The sequence below is a fragment of the Streptomyces gilvus genome (genome assembly GCF_022513565.1).
Classification (GTDB): Bacteria; Actinomycetota; Actinomycetes; order Streptomycetales; family Streptomycetaceae; genus Streptomyces; species Streptomyces gilvus.
In genome coordinates, this window is sequence record NZ_JAKWBE010000014.1 from 82,162 (window position 1) to 98,096 (window position 15,935).

Genomic DNA, 15,935 nt, shown 5'->3' on the forward strand with positions numbered 1-15,935 from the left:
GGACGGCCTTTGTCATGCTGCGGCTCCCCTACGACGCGCCGGGCCCCCGATGGTGGGCCGCGATGCCGAAGCGCTGTTGTTCGCGGGGAGCGGACGTCACCTCGCGCACCGAGGAGACCGCGCTGATCACCTGCTCGTCGGCGGGCTGGTCGAGCGCGTCGAGCCGCTCCAGGTCGGCGGCGGAGACCAGGGCGACGAGGGGTTTGCCGTGCCGTGTCACGACGACGCGCTCGCCGCCGTACACCACCCGGTTGATCAGGTCGGCGAGTTCAGCCCTGGCTTGCGTCACCGGAATCTCGTAGGCCATACCCCCATCATAACGTCACGTACATCCTGTACATTTTTTACAGAGACAGCTCCGCGAGAGATCGTTCTGCCGCGAGGAGGGGTATGCCATGACCCGACCGTCCGCCCGTTACGTCCTGCCCGAGTTCACCGAACGCACGAGCTTCGGGCACAGGACGATGGATCCGTACTCGAAGCTGCTGGAGGAGCGCATCGTCTTCCTCGGGACGCCGATCGACGACACCTCGGCGAACGACGTGATGGCGCAGTTCATGCACCTCGAGTACCAGGACCCGGACCGGGACATCGCGCTGTACATCAACTCCCCGGGCGGCTCCTTCACCGCGATGTCCGCGATCTACGACACCATCCAGTACGTCGGCTGCGACGTGGAGACGGTCTGCCTGGGCCAGGCCGGTTCCTCCGCCGCCGTACTGCTGGCGGCCGGCACCCCGGGCAAGCGCGCCGCGCTGCCGGGCGCCCGGGTGGTGCTCCACCAGCCGGCGCTCTACGAACCGGTACAGGGACAGGCCAGCGATCTGGCCATCCAGGCCGAGGAGTTGACCCGGACGCGGGCCCGGCTGGAGGAGATGCTGGTGCGGCACACCGGGCGCAGCGCGGAGCAGGTGAGCGCGGACATCGAGCGGGACAAGATCCTCGACGCCCAGGGAGCCCTGGCGTACGGGCTGGTGGACCGGATCATCCCCAGCCGCAAGGACACCATCGCGCCGCCCAGCGGGAGGTGAGCGGCCGGTGCTCCCACCCGAACTCCCTCCGCTGCCCGCGCTCACCCGCGCCGAGGGCGAGCTGATCGACCGTTATCTCGACGTCGTCGACCTGCTGGGCCGGATCAACCCCGCGCACCACGGGGACACCTACCGCGGACTGCGCGCCGCCCAGGCGCTGGTGGCCAAGGCGGCCGAACTGCGCGACGCGCTCGCCCTGATGCACCAGCGCGGCGAGACGGAGCTGCACGCCGAGACGCTGGGGCGGGCGCTTCGGGTGCTGGACGGGGAGCGGCGCACGGCCCGGGTCACCGTGCCGCCGGACTCCGCCAGTTGACGTGCGCCCAGGAGCGCGGACGCCCCGCCGGATCACGGGGCGTCCGGACCGGCGTTGAAACGGACCAAATGGCGTACCCCCCTTTGGAGTAGACGCGGGTCCTTTTTCGCGACCCCTCAAGTTGCGCAACGCGCGTAGCCTCAGGGCGGAATGGGACATTCCATGCCTGGTCCGAGCCTCCTCGGGGTCGTCTACGCCGCCTCGAACACAGGGGTGTCCACCCGAACGGGTGAGTGGTGAGTAACAACACAAACCCCCGGTTCCATTGGGATTTTCGGACATCCGTGAGTCAAGATCCCTGTCTGACGACAAGCCCCCGCCACACCGGCGGGGCGGTCCGGGCGGACGCCGAGTCCTGCCGCCGCCCGGATGACCGGTCGACAGGAAGTGGATCGGCAGGAGTGGAGGACCCGAGCACGACGGGTCGCCGGGACGGTCACGCCATGACCGAACCCGAGCAGCCCTTGGGGTGAAGCCGCGTCAGCGGCCGGGCAACTTCGCCAGCCCGAATCCGACAGGTCATCCTTCACAGGCGGCTGACGAAGGGTTGCGCATGACTGCGCTCAATCGTGTCCCGTCGCTGATGGTCCGGGCCGGTACGGCCTCGGCTCTCACCCTGGCCGCCGTGGGCGGTACCGTCGTGATCCCGGGCGTCGCCTCCGACGCCGCGGCCGCGACGCCGGCGACCAAGGCGCTTCAGGTGGCGGCGTCCAAAAAGGGTTCCCCGTACAAGTGGGGGGCCACCGGGCCTCGCCGCTTCGACTGCTCCGGCCTCACGCTGTACTCGTACAAGGCGGCGGGCAAGAAGCTGCCCCGTACGGCGGCCCAGCAGTACAACAAGACCCACCACATCTCCGCGAAGAGCCGCAAGGCGGGAGACCTCGTGTTCTTCCACTCGGGGTCGAACGTCTACCACGTGGGCATCTACGCCGGGCAGGGCAAGATCTGGCACGCCCCCAAGACCGGGGACGTGGTGAGGCTGCAGAAGATCTGGACCAAGAGCGTCTGGTACGGCCGGGTCAGCTGACTCTCCCGTGGGGCGGCGGCGGACCTGACCCGCCGCCGCCCCACGGGCCTGCCGGGGGCCGGAATGGTTACCCGTACCCCATGGACCACCACCATCCGTCCGCACGCAACGAGACCCCGCTGGAGCGCGCCGACCGCAACTTCGTCGAGCTGCTGCAGGAGCTGCGCGTCACCCAGACGGGCGTGCAGATCCTCTTCGCCTTCCTGCTGAGCCTGGCCTTCACCCAGCGCTTCACCTCCCTCGACGCCTTCCAGCGCGCCACATACGTCACCACGCTGCTGCTGGCGGTCCTCGCCGCGGCGCTGTTCACCGCCCCGGCCGCGTTGCACCGCACGCTGTTCCAGAAGGGCGCGAAGCCGCTGATCGTGCAGGTCTCCTCGCGACTGGCGACCGCCGGCCTGGGGGTGCTCGTCCTCGCGTTCACCGGATCGGTGCTGCTGGTGGTGGACGTGACCACGGACCTCACCGGCGGGCTCGCGGCGGGCGCGGCGACCCTGGTGGTGTGCGTGGGGCTGTGGGGGCTGCTGCCGCGTCTGGTGCGCCGTGCCGCGCGCCTGCAGACCGGCTCACGGACCATGGAGCCAGGGACGGAGGACGCGGCCGAGCAGAGGGACGACCGGGAGATGGCTCACCGGCCGTAGAGACGGGCGGGAGGGACGGGCGGCAGGGACGGGCGGTGAGGACGACGGGCCGTGGAGGCGCCGCCGGAGGCTACGGCTCCTGCTGCCCCGCCGTGACGGGCTGCGCCGGTACGGTCCACGGGAGCTCGATGGAGACCGTCTTGCCGCCCTCCCTGGTGGGCCGGACCAGCAGTCTGCCGCCGCACTCGGCGGCCAGCCAGCGGATGATCACCATGCCCCGGCCGTTGTCCTGCTGAACGGCCGCCGGCAGCCGCTTGGGGAAGCGCGGATGGCTGTCGGTGACCCCGATGCACAGGTGTTCGTCACGGTCGAGCCGGATGTCGACCGTGAAGGTGGGGGACTGACCGAAGGTGTGCTGCACGGCGTTGGTGGCGAGTTCGGAGACGATCAGACGGATGGCGTCGGCGATCTCCGTGTCGGCCTCCAGCCCCCACTCCACCAGGGTCGTGACGACATAGCCGCGGGCCGCGGAGACCGAGGCCGGCTCGCTCGGCAGAGTGACGGATGCTTCCAGATGGTCTGCCATGACGACGACGTCCCTTTCCCACGGGACCGGAGTCCGACACGGAGCGGATGGTTCGAGTACGGTCCCGGACTGGTGCTTCTTCGCCAGACTGCCATTACCGCGCCGGTCACGGTGCCGATCCACCAAGATATGCATATATCTGTCGCTCAAAGCGGTGAACTCTGCGACGAGAGACCGTATTTGGGTGGCCCGGAAGGAGTAAGGAGTAGCGCATGCTGCACGGTCCCGCGGTGCGCCGTCGGAAGCTGGGCACCGAACTGCGTGCGTTGCGCACGGGCGCGGGGCTCACGAGCGGTGAGGCGGCCCGGCTGGTGGGCTGGCACCAGTCGAAGGTGAGCCGTATCGAGACCGGCTCCAGCGGGGTGAAACCGGCCGATGTGCGGTTACTCCTGGACGCGTACGGCGTCGCCGACTCCCAACTACGGGAGTTGCTCCTGGTGTTGGCGGGGCCCGACGAGGGCGCGGGGCGGCATCACTGGTGGCACGCCTACCGGGGGGTGCTCCCGCCTACCTACCGCGACTTCATCAGTCTGGAGTCCCAGGCGAGCGCGATGCGCACCCTGGAGACCTCGGTGGTGCCGGGGCTGTTGCAGACGCCCGAGTACGCACGGGCGGTGACCCGGGCCGTCGTCGGCGGTCCGGACGACGAACGGCTGGACGCGCTGGTGGAGGTGCGGCTGGCCCGGCAGGACGTGCTCAGGTCGGATCCGCCGCTGGAGCTGAGCGCGATCCTCGACGAGGCGGTGCTGCACCGCGAGATCGGCGGCCCGGACGTCATGGCCCGTCAGCGGCAGCGGCTGATGGAGGCGGCGCGGCTGCCCCAAGTGCGGCTCCAGGTACTGCCGTTCACGGCCGGGGCCCATGTGGGCATCACCGGGCCTTTCGTAATCTTTTCATTTTCGAGCACTTCTGATCTGGACGTGGTTGTTCTCGACCACTTGACGAGTAGCCTCTACCTCGAACGGAAAGAAGACCTCCAGGCCTATACGGAGGCCTTCAACTCCCTTCGCATCCACGCCCTTTCGCCCGAGGACTCGTTGGATTACCTCGCCGGTCTGGACGACGGCGCGTAAGGAGGCACCCATGACCGCACTGCCTCGGACCCTTCCCACCAGCACCGATCCCACCAGCACCGACCTGCACGGCGTGCGATGGCTGCGCAGCAGCTACAGCACGGGAGCGAACAACTGCGTCGAGACGGCGCTGCCGCACTCCGGCCCGGCGGCCGGGCTGCTCGCGGTGCGCGACTCCAAGGACCCGGCCGGACCCGCGCTGCTCTTCTCCCCCGAGAGCTGGGCGGAGTTCACCGCCGCGTTCCGGTCCTAGTCACCTAGTGAACAGTTTCTGATCGGTTTTGATCGGACGAGGCTCGGCCGTGTTCACGCCGACTCATGGTCGCGTTTCCCCGATCACCCGTACAGCGTGTTCCACCTGCGCCTCGGAGAGGTCCGCGCGGGCGGTGAGCCTGAGCCGGGAGATGCCGTCGGGCACGGAAGGAGGACGGAAACAGCCCACGGCGAGGCCTGCCGTACGGCAGTCGGCCGCCCACCGCACGGCCCCCTCCGGGGACGGCGCGCGCACCGAGACGACCGCGGCGTCGGGACGTACCGCCTGATGGCCCGCGGCGGTCAGCCGTGCGTGCAGGTCGGCGGCCACCTCACGGGCCCGTGCCGCCCGCTCCGGCTCACGGCGCAGCAGCCTCAGCGCCGCGAGGGCCGCGCCCGCCGCCGCGGGGGCGAGGCCCGTGTCGAAGATGAACGTCCGGGCCGCGTTGACCAGATGGTCGATGACCCGGGCCGGGCCGAGGACCGCTCCGCCCTGGCTGCCGAGCGACTTGGACAGCGTGACCGTGACCACCACGTCCTCGGCGCCCGCCAGGCCCGCCGCCTGCGCGGCGCCCCGGCCCCCGTCGCCCAGGACGCCGAGTCCGTGCGCGTCGTCGACCACCAGACCGGCACCGCGCTCCCGGCACGCGGCGGCGTACGCGGCCAGCGGGGCGGCGTCGCCGTCGACGGAGAACACCGTGTCGGACACGACGACCGCGGGGCCCTCGCCCGTCCGCAGCGCCTTGCGCACCGCCTCCGGGTCGGAGTGCGGCACGACCTGGGTGACACCCCGGGCCAGCCGGCAGCCGTCGATCAGCGAGGCGTGGTTGCCCGCGTCGGAGACGATCAGCGAGCCGTGCGGGGCCAGCGCGGTGACGGCGGCGAGGTTGGCCGCGTACCCGGAGGAGAAGACCAGCGCCGCCTCGAACCCGCAGAACTCGGCCAGCTCCCGCTCCAGTTCGGTGTGCAGTTCGGTGGTGCCGGTGACGAGCCGGGAGCCGGTCGCGCCGCCGCCCCAGGTCCGGGCCGCCGCTGCCGCGCCCTCGGCGACCTCGGGGTGCCGGGCGAGGCCCAGGTAGTCGTTGCTCGCGAGGTCCAGCAGCGGCGAGTCGGCCGGGCGGGGCCGCAGGGTCCGTACGAGTCCGGCGCGGCGGCGCAGCTCCGCCTGCTCGTCGATCCAGCCGAACGCCATGGCTCCTCCGGGGATTTTGTAGGCAGTGGACAGACACTAGTCGCACGGGCCGCACCCCATGGTGTGGCAATCCACACACGGCGAAGTGCGGCTCTTGTTCACTCTCTCCTTGGCCCGGGACGGGTCGGTAGGACAGGATCGGCTCTCATGGACCTGCTGAACACGCTGGTGGACAAGGGGCTTCGGCGCGAGCTGCCGACCCGCGAGGAAGCTCTGGCCGTCCTCGCCACTTCCGACGACGACCTGCTCGACGTGGTGGCCGCGGCCGGAAAGGTGCGCCGGCACTGGTTCGGCCGCCGGGTGAAACTGAACTACCTCGTCAACCTCAAGTCCGGCTTGTGTCCCGAGGACTGCTCCTACTGCTCGCAGCGCCTCGGGTCCGACACGGGGATCCTCAAGTACACCTGGCTCAAGCCCGAGCAGGCCTCCCAGGCCGCGGCTGCGGGCCTCGCCGGCGGCGCCAAGCGGGTGTGCCTGGTGGCCTCCGGGCGCGGTCCGACCGACCGGGACATCGACCGGGTCGCGGGCACCATCAAGGCGATCAAGGACCAGAACGAGGGCGTCGAGGTGTGCGCCTGCCTCGGTCTGCTCTCCGACGGCCAGGCCGAGCGGCTGCGCGAGGCGGGCGCGGACGCCTACAACCACAACCTCAACACGTCGGAGTCGACGTACGGGGACATCACGACCACCCACACCTACGCCGACCGCGTGGACACCGTGACCAAGGCGCACGCGGCCGGGCTGTCGGCCTGCTCGGGTCTGATCGCGGGCATGGGCGAGAGCGACGAGGACCTGGTCGACGTCGTGTTCTCGCTGCGCGAGCTGGACCCGGACTCCGTTCCGGTGAACTTCCTGATCCCGGTCGAGGGCACCCCGCTGGCCAAGGAGTGGCACCTCACCCCGCAGCGCTGTCTGCGCATCCTGGCGATGGTGCGGTTCGTCTGCCCGGACATCGAGGTGCGCATCGCGGGCGGCCGCGAGGTCCATCTGCGCACCCAGCAGCCGCTCGCCCTGCACCTGGCGAACTCGATCTTCCTCGGCGACTACCTGACCACCGAGGGTCAGGCCGGCCAGGCCGACCTGGAGATGATCGCGGACGCCGGGTTCGAGGTGGAGGGCACCGACCAGGTGACCCTGCCGGAGCACCGGGTGACGGCCGGCGGCGGCTGCGGCTCGCACGAGAGCGCGGGCTGCGGGTCCCACGACGGCGCCGGGTGCGGCTCGCACGAGGCCGGCGGGGTGTGCGGTACGGCCGCGGTCGCGGCGGAGCCCCGCACCGACCTGGTCGCCGTGCGCCGCCGGGGTGCCGGAACGGACCTCGCGCCCAATGCCTGACCTGCCCGTCCCCGAGCTGCTGGAGCTGGACCGGCGGCACGTCTGGCATCCCTACGGGCCGATGCCCGGCCGGGCCGAACCGCTCGTCGTGGAGTCGGCGAGCGGGGTGCGGCTGCGGCTGGCGGACGGCTCGGGCGAGCTGGTCGACGGCATGTCGTCCTGGTGGTCGGCGATCCACGGCTACAACCACCCGGTGCTCAACGAGGCCGCGCGCGAGCAGCTCGGCCGGATGAGCCATGTGATGTTCGGCGGGCTCACCCACGAGCCCGCCGTACGCCTGGCGAAGCTTCTGGTCGACATGTCTCCTGACGGTCTGGAGCATGTCTTCCTCGCCGACTCCGGCTCGGTGTCGGTCGAGGTCGCGGTCAAGATGTGCCTGCAGTACTGGCGTTCCCTCGGCCGGCCCGCGAAGCGGCGGCTGCTGACCTGGCGCGGCGGCTACCACGGCGACACCTGGCAGCCGATGTCGGTGTGCGATCCCGAGGGCGGGATGCACGAGCTGTGGACCGGGGTACTGCCCCGCCAGGTGTTCGTCGACCCGCCTCCGGCCGAGTACGAGGAGGCGTACGCCGACCTGCTGCGCTCCGCGATCGCCGAGCACGCCGGCGAACTCGCCGCCGTCGTCGTCGAGCCGGTGGTTCAGGGCGCGGGCGGGATGCGGTTCCACTCCCCCGCCTATCTGCGGGTGCTGCGCGAGGCGTGCGACGCGCACGACGTGCTGCTGGTCTTCGACGAGATCGCCACCGGCTTCGGCCGGACGGGCGCCCTGTTCGCCGCCGAGCACGCGGCCGTCACACCGGACGTCATGTGCGTCGGCAAGGCACTGACCGGCGGCTACCTGACCATGGCGGCGACCCTGTGCACCCCGAGGGTCGCCGACGGCATCTCGCGGGGCGAGGTCCCGGTGCTCGCCCACGGCCCGACCTTCATGGGCAACCCGCTGGCCGCCTCCGTGGCCTGCGCCTCGATCGGGCTGCTGCTCGGCCAGGACTGGCTCGGCGAGGTCAAGCGCATCGAGGTAGGGCTCCGGGAGGGGCTGGAACCGGCGCGTGAGCTTCCGGGTGTGCGGGACGTACGGGTCCTGGGCGCCATCGGGGTCGTGCAGCTGGACCACGCCGTCGACATGAAGGCCGCCACGGAGGCGGCCGTGCGCGAGGGCGTGTGGCTGCGGCCCTTCCGCGACCTGGTCTACACGATGCCGCCGTACGTCACCGGGGACGCGGACGTGGCACGGATCGCGCGCGCGGTGTGCGCGGCGGCGCGGGAGGGTTGAGATGCCGGTACTGGTGATCACGGGCACGGGGACCGAGGTCGGCAAGACGATCACGACGGCCGCGGTCGCCGCCGCCGCGGTCGCCGCCGGCCGCTCGGTGGCGGTGCTGAAGGCCGCGCAGACGGGGGTACGGCCGGACGAGCGCGGGGACGCCGACGAGGTGGCGCGGCTCGCGGGAGCCGTGACGGCGACCGAACTCGCCCGCTATCCCGAGCCGTTGGCGCCGGCGACGGCCGCGCGGCGGGCCGGGATGACTCCGGTGCGTCCGCAGGACGTCGCCGAGGCCGCCGCCAAGCTGGCCGCCGAGCACGATCTGGTGCTCGTGGAGGGCGCCGGCGGGCTGCTCGTGCGGTTCGACGAGGCGGGCGGGACCCTGGCGGACGCGGCGCACCTGCTGCGGGCGCCGGTGCTGGTGGTGGCGACGGCCGGTCTCGGCACCCTCAACACCACGGAACTGACGGCGCGTGAACTGCGGCGGCGGAGCGTGGAGTTGCTGGGCGTCGTCATCGGCGGCTGGCCGGACTCCCCCGATCTGGCGATGCGGTGCAACATCACCGACCTGCCGGACGTCGCCGGAGCCCCGCTGCTGGGCGCCCTTCCCATGGGCGCCGGCTCCCTCGCCCCGGCCGACTTCCGCACCAAGGCACCGGGCTGGCTGGCGTCCCGCCTGGACGGCACCTGGGACGCGGAGGCGTTCCGCACGCGGGAGGCGCCGTAAGGGGGCGCGGGTCGCCCCGGCCGGTCTCGCATGACCCGCCGCGGGGGTGCACGGGGCCCGTTCGGGGGACAATCCCCATAAGGCCCGTCCTGCGGAGGAGGTCCTCATGCCGCTACGGTCCCCCGGCTCCGGCTCCGTGAAGGCGGCCCGGGCTCCCGTGCACCACCCGCTGTTCGCCCGTTACTACGCCCGGGTCAGCGTCTCGGCCGAGACCCGGATGGGGATGGGCGCGATCCGTGACCGGCTGCTGGCGGGGCTGTCGGGCCGCGTCGTCGAAATCGGCGCGGGCAACGGGCTCAACTTCGCGCACTATCCGAGCACCGTCTCGGAGGTGGTCGCCCTCGAACCGGAGCGCGGTCTGCGGCAGTTGGCGGTCGAGAACGCCCTGCGCGCCGAGGTGCCGGTCGACGTCGTGCCGGCCGCCGCGGAGGCGCTGCCGGTCAAGAGCGAGGCCTTCGACGCGGCGGTGGTGTCACTGGTGCTGTGCAGCGTGCGGGACGTGCCGCGGGCGCTGGCCGAGGTACGGCGGGTGCTGCGGCCCGGCGGAGTCGTGCGGTTCTTCGAGCACGGCCGGGGCGGCGGTCCGGCGATGACCCTCACCCAGCGGCTCCTGGACCGCACGCTGTGGCCGCCGCTCAACGGCGGCTGTCACCTCGCCCGCGACCCGGTCGCCGCCCTGCGTGCCGCCGGGTTCGAACTCGGCCCCTACCGGCGGCTGTTGATGCCGGAGTCCGGACCGACCCTGCCCACCTCGTACTGCGTGCTGGGCACGGCCTGGCGGCCCCCGGCCGAGGAAGCGGCCGCGGACGCAGACGCGTGATCAGACCGTCCACTGGCGCAGTTCGGCGGCGATGTCGTACACCGTCGCCTCGCCGCTCTTGACCAGGCGGGCCAGTTCTCGGACCTGGACGGGCGAGGTGGCCACCTTCAGGCCGCTGGCGACGAGATAGGCGTAGGCGACGGCCGAGGCGAACAGGGCGTTGGAACGCTCCAGCGCCGGTACGTGGATGAGGAGTTGGAGCAGGGAGGCGGCGCGCGCGTGCGGGCTGTCGTAGACGGGCACGTCGAATATCTCCGCCTCGTGGCGGGCGACGGCCGCGACGAGGGCGCCCCAGTCGGTGACCTGGGGGTCCCCCGGGGTGTTCTGTTCGGCGAGCATGAGAAGCCAGGCGAGGTCGATTCTGAGGTTGCTCAAGGGATCAGCGGCGACCTTCGCGCGTGCCCTCGTTCTCCGCGCCGAACTCGTCCGCGAAGACCGACTCGTACTGCTTCATGAAGTCGGCCGCGGCCTCGACGAAGGTGTGCCCCACTTCGCCGGTGTCCTGTCTGACCAGTTCCTCTATGTAGCGGTTGACGCTCATCCCGCGGGCCAGGGCGCGCTCGCGGGCGGCGCGGGCGGTGCCCTCGTCCACTCTCACGTTCAGTTGCGTCTTCGCCATACCTCGAAGCTAGCGCCGAGGTGCTAGCACGGCAAGAGGCACGTGCCCTCCGGCCCAGGGTGGAGGATGCCCCTTACACCGGTATCGGGGGCCCGACCTGGGGTGGAGACCGGTCCGACCGCAAGGGGGATACCAGGTGTGGGCGGGATCACACTACGCTCGGGCGGGACGCGGGAATCGGCACGTCCTGAGGAGGAGACGGCCTTGTCCACATCTGCTGCGGAGCACGCCCCCGGTCACGCACCGGCCGACGGGATCGCGGCCCGCGCCCGCGGGCTGACCAAGGCCTACGGCTCGGGCGAGACGACGGTGCTGGCCCTGGACTCGGTGGACGTGGACATCGCGCGCGGCCGCTTCACCGCCGTCATGGGCCCCTCGGGCTCCGGCAAGTCCACGCTGATGCACTGCCTCGCGGGCCTGGACACGGTCTCGGCGGGTCAGGTCTGGCTCGGTGACACCGAGATCACGGGGCTCAAGGAGCGCGAGCTGACGCGGCTGCGGCGGGACCGGATCGGGTTCATGTTCCAGTCGTTCAACCTCATTCCGACGCTCAACGCGGCCGAGAACATCACCCTGCCCATGGACATCGCCGGCAAGAAGCCGGACGAGAAGTGGCTGGACCAGGTCATCGACACCCTCGGCCTGCGGGACCGTCTCAAGCACCGGCCCTCGCAGCTGTCCGGCGGCCAGCAGCAGCGCGTGGCCTGCGCGCGGGCGCTGGCCTCGCGGCCCGAGCTGATCTTCGCCGACGAGCCGACCGGCAACCTGGACTCGCGGGCCGGCCTGGAGGTGCTCGCCTTCCTGCGCCAGGCCGTCGACGAGCTGGGGCAGACGGTCGTCATGGTCACCCATGACCCGGGGGCCGCCGCCCACTCCGACCTGGTGCTCTTCCTCGGCGACGGACGCATCGTGGACGAGATGGAGCGGCCCACGGCGGAGGCCGTACTGGAGCGGATGAAGCGGTTCGACGTCATCCGTGGTCAGTTCGGCGACAAGGACGAGGGCGCGGACGAGGACACGGACGGACGGGAGTAGGCCGGTGCTCAGGGCGACGCTGCGGAGCTTCCTCGCGCACAAGGGCCGGCTGCTGCTCTCGGCGCTCGCGATCATCCTGTCCGTGGCGTTCGTCGCGGGCAGCCTGATCTTCTCGGACACGGTGACCCGCACGTTCGACCGGCTCTTCCACTCCACCGCCGCCGACGTCACCGTCTCGCCGAAGGAGGACCTGAAGTCCTCCGTGCCGACCGGCGAGACCCGGACCGTGCCCGCCGAGCTGGCACGGCGGCTGGCACGGGTCGACGGGGTCAGGTCGACCCACGCGGAGGTGGGCGTCCAGAACGTCACGATCGTCGACCGGCACGACAAGTCGGTGGGACCCACCACCGGCGCGCCCACCATCGCCACGGACTGGTACCTGACCGACCGCAGCCCCGTGCGGCTGACCTCCGGTCACGCGCCGCACGGTGGGGGTGAGGCGCTGCTCGACGCGGACACCGCCGACAAGCGGCACGTGCGGATCGGCGACCCGCTCACCGTGATGGCCCAGCCCGGCACCTTCCGCGTCCGCGTCGTCGGGATCGCCACCTTCACCACCACCAACCCGGGCGCCGCCCTGGTCTTCCTCGACCCCCAGGTGGCCGCCGTCAAGCTGCTCGGCTCCCCCGACCGGGCCACGAGCATCTCCGTGTTCGCCGCGAAGGGCGTGACCGACCCCCGGCTCAAGCAGCGCGTCAGCGCCGTGACCGGCACCAGCGACTACGACGTGCGAACGGCAGGTGAGCAGGCCAAGTCCTCGGCGGCGCAGCTGGGGGGCTTCCTCGACGTCATCAAGTACGTGATGCTCGGCTTCGCGGGCATCGCGGTCCTGGTCGGCATCTTCCTGATCGTCAACACCTTCTCCATGCTGATCGCCCAGCGCACCCGTGAACTGGGCCTGCTGCGCGCCCTGGGCGCTGACCGCCGGCAGGTGCGCCGCTCCGTGCTCACCGAGGCGGTGCTGCTGGGTCTGGTCGGCTCGACGCTGGGCCTGGCGGCCGGGATCGGGCTCGCCGCCGGGCTGATCAAGCTGATGGGCACCTTCGGCATGAACCTCACGACGGCCGAGATGGTCGTCGGCTGGGCGACACCGGTCGCCGCGTACGTCGTCGGGGTCGGCGTCACCTTCGTCGCGGCCTACCTCCCGGCCCGGCGCGCCGCCGGTGTGTCGCCGATGGCGGCGCTGGCGGACGCCGAAGTGGCGGGCCTCGGACGTCCCCTCAAGGTCCGCGCCGTGGCCGGGTCCGTCGTCGGGGTCCTCGGGGTCGCCGCGCTGGCGGGCTGCGCCGCGTCCTCGAAGACCGCCCAGGCGGCCTCCCTGCTGGGGCTCGGCGTGGTCCTGACGCTCATCGCGACGGTGATCGCCGGACCGCTCCTGGTCCGGCCGATGATCCGGGTGCTGGGCGGGGCCTTCCCCGCGCTGTTCGGCTCGGTCGGCCGGATGAGCCAGCGCAACGCCCTGCGCAACCCCCGCCGCACCGGCGCCACCGCGGCCGCGCTCATGGTGGGTCTGGCCCTGGTGGGCGGGATGTCGGTGGCCAGCGCCTCGATGTCCCGGTCCTTCGACCGGCAGATCGACAAGACGCTCGGCGCCGACTTCATGGTGCAGAACAGCAACTTCATGCCGTTCAACCAGGAGATCACCGACAGGGTACGGGCGACGGACGGCGTCCGTCTCGTCGTCAGGGAGCGCTTCACGGCCGTCGCGGTACGGCTGCCGGACGGCAAGCGGGTCGAGACGACGGCCGCGGGCTTCGACCCGAGACTCGACGACGTCGCGCACATCACCTACACCCGGGGGGACACGGCGTCCGCGCTGGCGGACGGCGGCATCGCCATGGACGCCAGTTTCGCCGACGACCACCACGTACGGCTGGGCAGCGTGCTGCCCGTCGAGTTCCCCGGCCGGCAGACCACCCGGGTCCGCGTCGGCGCCCTGACCAACCAGGATGGCTCCAGCGGGTTCGGCACCCAGGGCGGCCTGTACTTCGGCATCGCCACCGTGGAGAAGTACGTGCCGGGCGGGCAGGACAGCGTGCTCTACGTCGACAAGGCCGCCGGCACCAGCGCCGACCAGCTGCGCAAGAACCTGGAGACCACGCTCAAGCCGTATCCGCAGGTCCAGGTCCGCGACCAGGCCGACTACAAGAAGCTGATCCACGACCAGATCGCCGTGCTGCTCTACCTGGTGTACGCGCTGCTCGGGCTGGCGATCATCATCGCGGTGCTCGGCGTGGTCAACACCCTCGCGCTGTCGGTGGTGGAGCGCACCCGGGAGATCGGCCTGTTGCGGGCCATCGGGCTCGCCCGGCGGCAGTTGCGGCGGATGATCCGGCTGGAGTCGGTGGTGATCGCGGTGTTCGGCGCGGTGCTCGGGCTCGCGCTGGGTCTGGTGTGGGGCGTGTGCACCCAGCAGGTGCTGGCGCTGCAGGGCATGAAGGCGCTGGCGATCCCCTGGGGCACGATCGTCGCGGTGGTGATCGGCTCGGCGGTGGTGGGTGTCGTGGCGGCCCTGCTGCCCGCCTTGCGTGCGTCGCGGATGAACGTGCTGGCGGCCATCGCCCATGACTGACGGAATCGCGGTGAGCGCCCAAGTCCCCTGACGACGAGGAGAGTTCGTGCCGCGTCCGTTCCGCTTCGGCATCAGCCTGATCGACCTCGCACCCGCCGGCCAGTGGCGCGCCAAGTGCCGCCGGGCTGAGGAGCTCGGTTACGACGTGATCCTCGTCCCCGACCATCTGGGCATGGTGGCGCCCTTCCCTGCGCTGGTCGCGGCCGCGGCGGTGACCGAGCGGCCCCGGCTGGGCACGTTCGTGCTCAACGCGGGCTTCTGGAACCCGACGTTGCTCGCCCGCGAGGTGAGCACGACCCAGGCCCTCACCGGCGGACGGCTCGAACTCGGGCTCGGCACCGGGTACGTCCGGGCGGAACACGAGCAGGCGGGTCTGCCCTGGGGTTCGCCGCGCGAGCGCGTGGACCGTCTGCGGCGCACCGTCGAGGAGCTGGAGCGGCTGCTCGCCGCCGAGGAACCCCGGGTGCCGCTGATGATCGGCGGGAACGGCGACCGGATGCTGCGGCTCACCGCCGAGCACGCGGACATCGCGGCCTTCACGGGGGCGCGTCTGGTGCCGGGCAGCACGACGGGGCGGCTGGAGCCCTTCACGGCGGCGGAGGTCGAGTGGAGCGTGGCCCGCTATCTGCGGCTGGCCGAGGGACGTGACAGCCCGGCCGAGCTGAATCTGCTCGTGCAGATGGTGGTCGTCACCGACGACCGGGAAGCCGCGGTCCGCCCCGTCGTGGAGCGGGTGCCCGACACGAGTGTGGAAGAGGCGCTGGAGCTGCCGGTCCTGCTGGTGGGCACCATGGACGAGATCGTCGCCCAGGTGCTGGAGCAGCGGGAGCGGTACGGCTTCTCGTATCTGACGGTCCTGGAGCCGTACATGGAGGCGTTCGCCCCGGTCATGGACCGGCTGCGCGGGCGCTGAGCGTCCGGATGCTGGAATTCCGTGTCCCGGCCGGCCGCCGGTGCTGGGATCGCCGTATGACTGAACTGCGCACACGAGCCGCGACGCCCGACGACCTCGACACCGTCCTCGCCTTCTGGAAGACGGCCGCGGAGGGCACCAGCATCAGCGACGACCGGGACGGTGTGGAGCGGCTGGTGGGCCGTGACCCCGAGGCGCTGATCCTGGCCGAGCAGGACGGCGAACTGGTCGGCACGGTCATCGCGGGCTTCGACGGCTGGCGCTGCCATCTGTACCGGCTGGCGGTGCATCCGGGGCGGCGACGGCAGGGAATCGGCTCGGCACTGCTGGCGGCGGCCGAGGAGCGTTTCGTACAGCTCGGCGGGCGGCGCGGGGACGCGATGGTGCTGGTCCGCAACGAGACGGCGCACCACGCCTGGCGCGCGGCCGGGTACGAGCCCCAGGAACAGTGGCGGCGCTGGGTGAAGCCCCTCGCCGACTGAACCACTTTGCTCATCCTTTACCATGGGTGGACCCTTCGGTCCCCGCGTCGGGGACCACCCGGTCCCGCATGAAAGGTGTGAGCGTCCGCCCATGGGCGAGCCCCCCAGTA

At 71.5% G+C, this 15,935-nt stretch carries 19 protein-coding genes; 14 read left to right on the forward strand and 5 right to left on the reverse strand.

The window, feature by feature from the left end:
* Nucleotides 1-28 precede the first annotated feature (28 nt).
* Nucleotides 29-307 carry a type II toxin-antitoxin system Phd/YefM family antitoxin gene (locus tag MKW14_RS22215; RefSeq protein WP_133047599.1) on the reverse strand — a complete coding sequence of 93 codons (279 nt, stop codon included), beginning with the start codon at nt 305-307 and terminating at the stop codon, nt 29-31.
* A gap of 88 nt (nt 308-395) precedes the next feature.
* Between MKW14_RS22215 and MKW14_RS22220 the strand changes: the two genes are divergently transcribed.
* The 4 genes from MKW14_RS22220 to MKW14_RS22235 all read left to right on the forward strand — a co-directional run bounded on the left by MKW14_RS22220 (nt 396) and on the right by MKW14_RS22235 (nt 3,015).
* Nucleotides 396-1,031, forward strand: a complete 636-nt coding sequence (locus MKW14_RS22220; RefSeq protein WP_240864824.1) for an ATP-dependent Clp protease proteolytic subunit — start codon at nt 396-398, stop codon at nt 1,029-1,031.
* A 7-nt stretch (nt 1,032-1,038) separates the two neighbouring features.
* A complete protein-coding gene (locus MKW14_RS22225) occupies nt 1,039-1,347 on the forward strand; it encodes a hypothetical protein (RefSeq protein ID WP_240864825.1) in 309 nt (102 codons plus the stop codon).
* Nucleotides 1,348-1,900: 553 nt separating this feature from the next.
* Nucleotides 1,901-2,374 (forward strand): C40 family peptidase, encoded by a 474-nt coding sequence (locus tag MKW14_RS22230; protein WP_240864827.1) that lies wholly within the window; start codon nt 1,901-1,903, stop codon nt 2,372-2,374.
* A gap of 80 nt (nt 2,375-2,454) precedes the next feature.
* The gene (locus MKW14_RS22235) at nt 2,455-3,015 is read left to right on the forward strand and encodes a DUF6328 family protein (protein WP_240864828.1); all 561 of its coding nucleotides are present in this window, start codon (nt 2,455-2,457) and stop codon (nt 3,013-3,015) included.
* Between the two features lie 70 nt (nt 3,016-3,085).
* Here MKW14_RS22235 and MKW14_RS22240 read toward each other — a convergent pair whose 3' ends face one another.
* Nucleotides 3,086-3,541 (reverse strand): ATP-binding protein, encoded by a 456-nt coding sequence (locus tag MKW14_RS22240; RefSeq protein WP_240864830.1) that lies wholly within the window; start codon nt 3,539-3,541, stop codon nt 3,086-3,088.
* 212 nt (nt 3,542-3,753) lie between these two features.
* On the opposite strand from MKW14_RS22240, the gene MKW14_RS22245 reads away from it, so the two are divergent.
* Both MKW14_RS22245 and MKW14_RS22250 read left to right on the forward strand, forming a co-directional pair.
* Nucleotides 3,754-4,614, forward strand: coding sequence for a helix-turn-helix domain-containing protein (locus tag MKW14_RS22245; RefSeq protein WP_240864831.1), 861 nt, complete (start codon nt 3,754-3,756; stop codon nt 4,612-4,614).
* Nucleotides 4,615-4,624: 10 nt separating this feature from the next.
* Nucleotides 4,625-4,867: a DUF397 domain-containing protein gene (locus MKW14_RS22250; protein ID WP_240864832.1), complete on the forward strand. Its 243-nt coding sequence runs from the start codon at nt 4,625-4,627 to the stop codon at nt 4,865-4,867.
* Between the two features lie 63 nt (nt 4,868-4,930).
* Here the strand turns inward: MKW14_RS22250 and MKW14_RS22255 are convergent, their stop codons facing one another.
* Nucleotides 4,931-6,058 carry an 8-amino-7-oxononanoate synthase gene (locus MKW14_RS22255; protein ID WP_240864833.1) on the reverse strand — a complete coding sequence of 376 codons (1,128 nt, stop codon included), beginning with the start codon at nt 6,056-6,058 and terminating at the stop codon, nt 4,931-4,933.
* 147 nt (nt 6,059-6,205) lie between these two features.
* Here MKW14_RS22255 and bioB point away from each other — a divergent pair, with 147 nt between their 5' ends.
* From bioB to MKW14_RS22275, 4 genes are all read left to right on the forward strand, one after another.
* Nucleotides 6,206-7,393: a biotin synthase BioB gene (gene bioB / locus MKW14_RS22260; protein ID WP_240864834.1), complete on the forward strand. Its 1,188-nt coding sequence runs from the start codon at nt 6,206-6,208 to the stop codon at nt 7,391-7,393.
* The gene (locus MKW14_RS22265) at nt 7,386-8,666 is read left to right on the forward strand and encodes an adenosylmethionine--8-amino-7-oxononanoate transaminase (protein WP_240864835.1); all 1,281 of its coding nucleotides are present in this window, start codon (nt 7,386-7,388) and stop codon (nt 8,664-8,666) included. The genes bioB and MKW14_RS22265 overlap by 8 nt, the downstream gene beginning before the upstream one ends.
* Nucleotide 8,667: 1 nt before the next feature.
* Nucleotides 8,668-9,384 (forward strand): dethiobiotin synthase, encoded by a 717-nt coding sequence (gene bioD / locus MKW14_RS22270; RefSeq protein ID WP_240864836.1) that lies wholly within the window; start codon nt 8,668-8,670, stop codon nt 9,382-9,384.
* Between the two features lie 106 nt (nt 9,385-9,490).
* Entirely contained in the window at nt 9,491-10,204 is a 714-nt protein-coding gene (locus MKW14_RS22275; protein WP_240864838.1) for a class I SAM-dependent methyltransferase, read from the forward strand.
* Here MKW14_RS22275 and MKW14_RS22280 read toward each other — a convergent pair whose 3' ends face one another.
* Both MKW14_RS22280 and MKW14_RS22285 read right to left on the reverse strand, forming a co-directional pair.
* Nucleotides 10,205-10,579, reverse strand: a complete 375-nt coding sequence (locus tag MKW14_RS22280; RefSeq protein ID WP_133047586.1) for a fic family toxin-antitoxin system, toxin component — start codon at nt 10,577-10,579, stop codon at nt 10,205-10,207.
* A 4-nt stretch (nt 10,580-10,583) separates the two neighbouring features.
* Nucleotides 10,584-10,823, reverse strand: coding sequence for a toxin-antitoxin system HicB family antitoxin (locus MKW14_RS22285; RefSeq protein WP_240864839.1), 240 nt, complete (start codon nt 10,821-10,823; stop codon nt 10,584-10,586).
* A gap of 204 nt (nt 10,824-11,027) precedes the next feature.
* Here MKW14_RS22285 and MKW14_RS22290 point away from each other — a divergent pair, with 204 nt between their 5' ends.
* From MKW14_RS22290 to MKW14_RS22305, 4 genes are read left to right on the forward strand one after another with little or no spacing between them, the layout of a single operon-like run.
* Nucleotides 11,028-11,858, forward strand: a complete 831-nt coding sequence (locus MKW14_RS22290; protein WP_240864840.1) for an ABC transporter ATP-binding protein — start codon at nt 11,028-11,030, stop codon at nt 11,856-11,858.
* 4 nt (nt 11,859-11,862) lie between these two features.
* The gene (locus MKW14_RS22295; RefSeq protein ID WP_240864841.1) at nt 11,863-14,430 is read left to right on the forward strand and encodes an ABC transporter permease; all 2,568 of its coding nucleotides are present in this window, start codon (nt 11,863-11,865) and stop codon (nt 14,428-14,430) included.
* A 46-nt stretch (nt 14,431-14,476) separates the two neighbouring features.
* Nucleotides 14,477-15,343: an LLM class F420-dependent oxidoreductase gene (locus MKW14_RS22300; protein ID WP_240864842.1), complete on the forward strand. Its 867-nt coding sequence runs from the start codon at nt 14,477-14,479 to the stop codon at nt 15,341-15,343.
* 56 nt (nt 15,344-15,399) lie between these two features.
* Nucleotides 15,400-15,825: a GNAT family N-acetyltransferase gene (locus MKW14_RS22305; protein ID WP_240864843.1), complete on the forward strand. Its 426-nt coding sequence runs from the start codon at nt 15,400-15,402 to the stop codon at nt 15,823-15,825.
* The last annotated feature ends 110 nt before the right edge of the window (nt 15,826-15,935 follow it).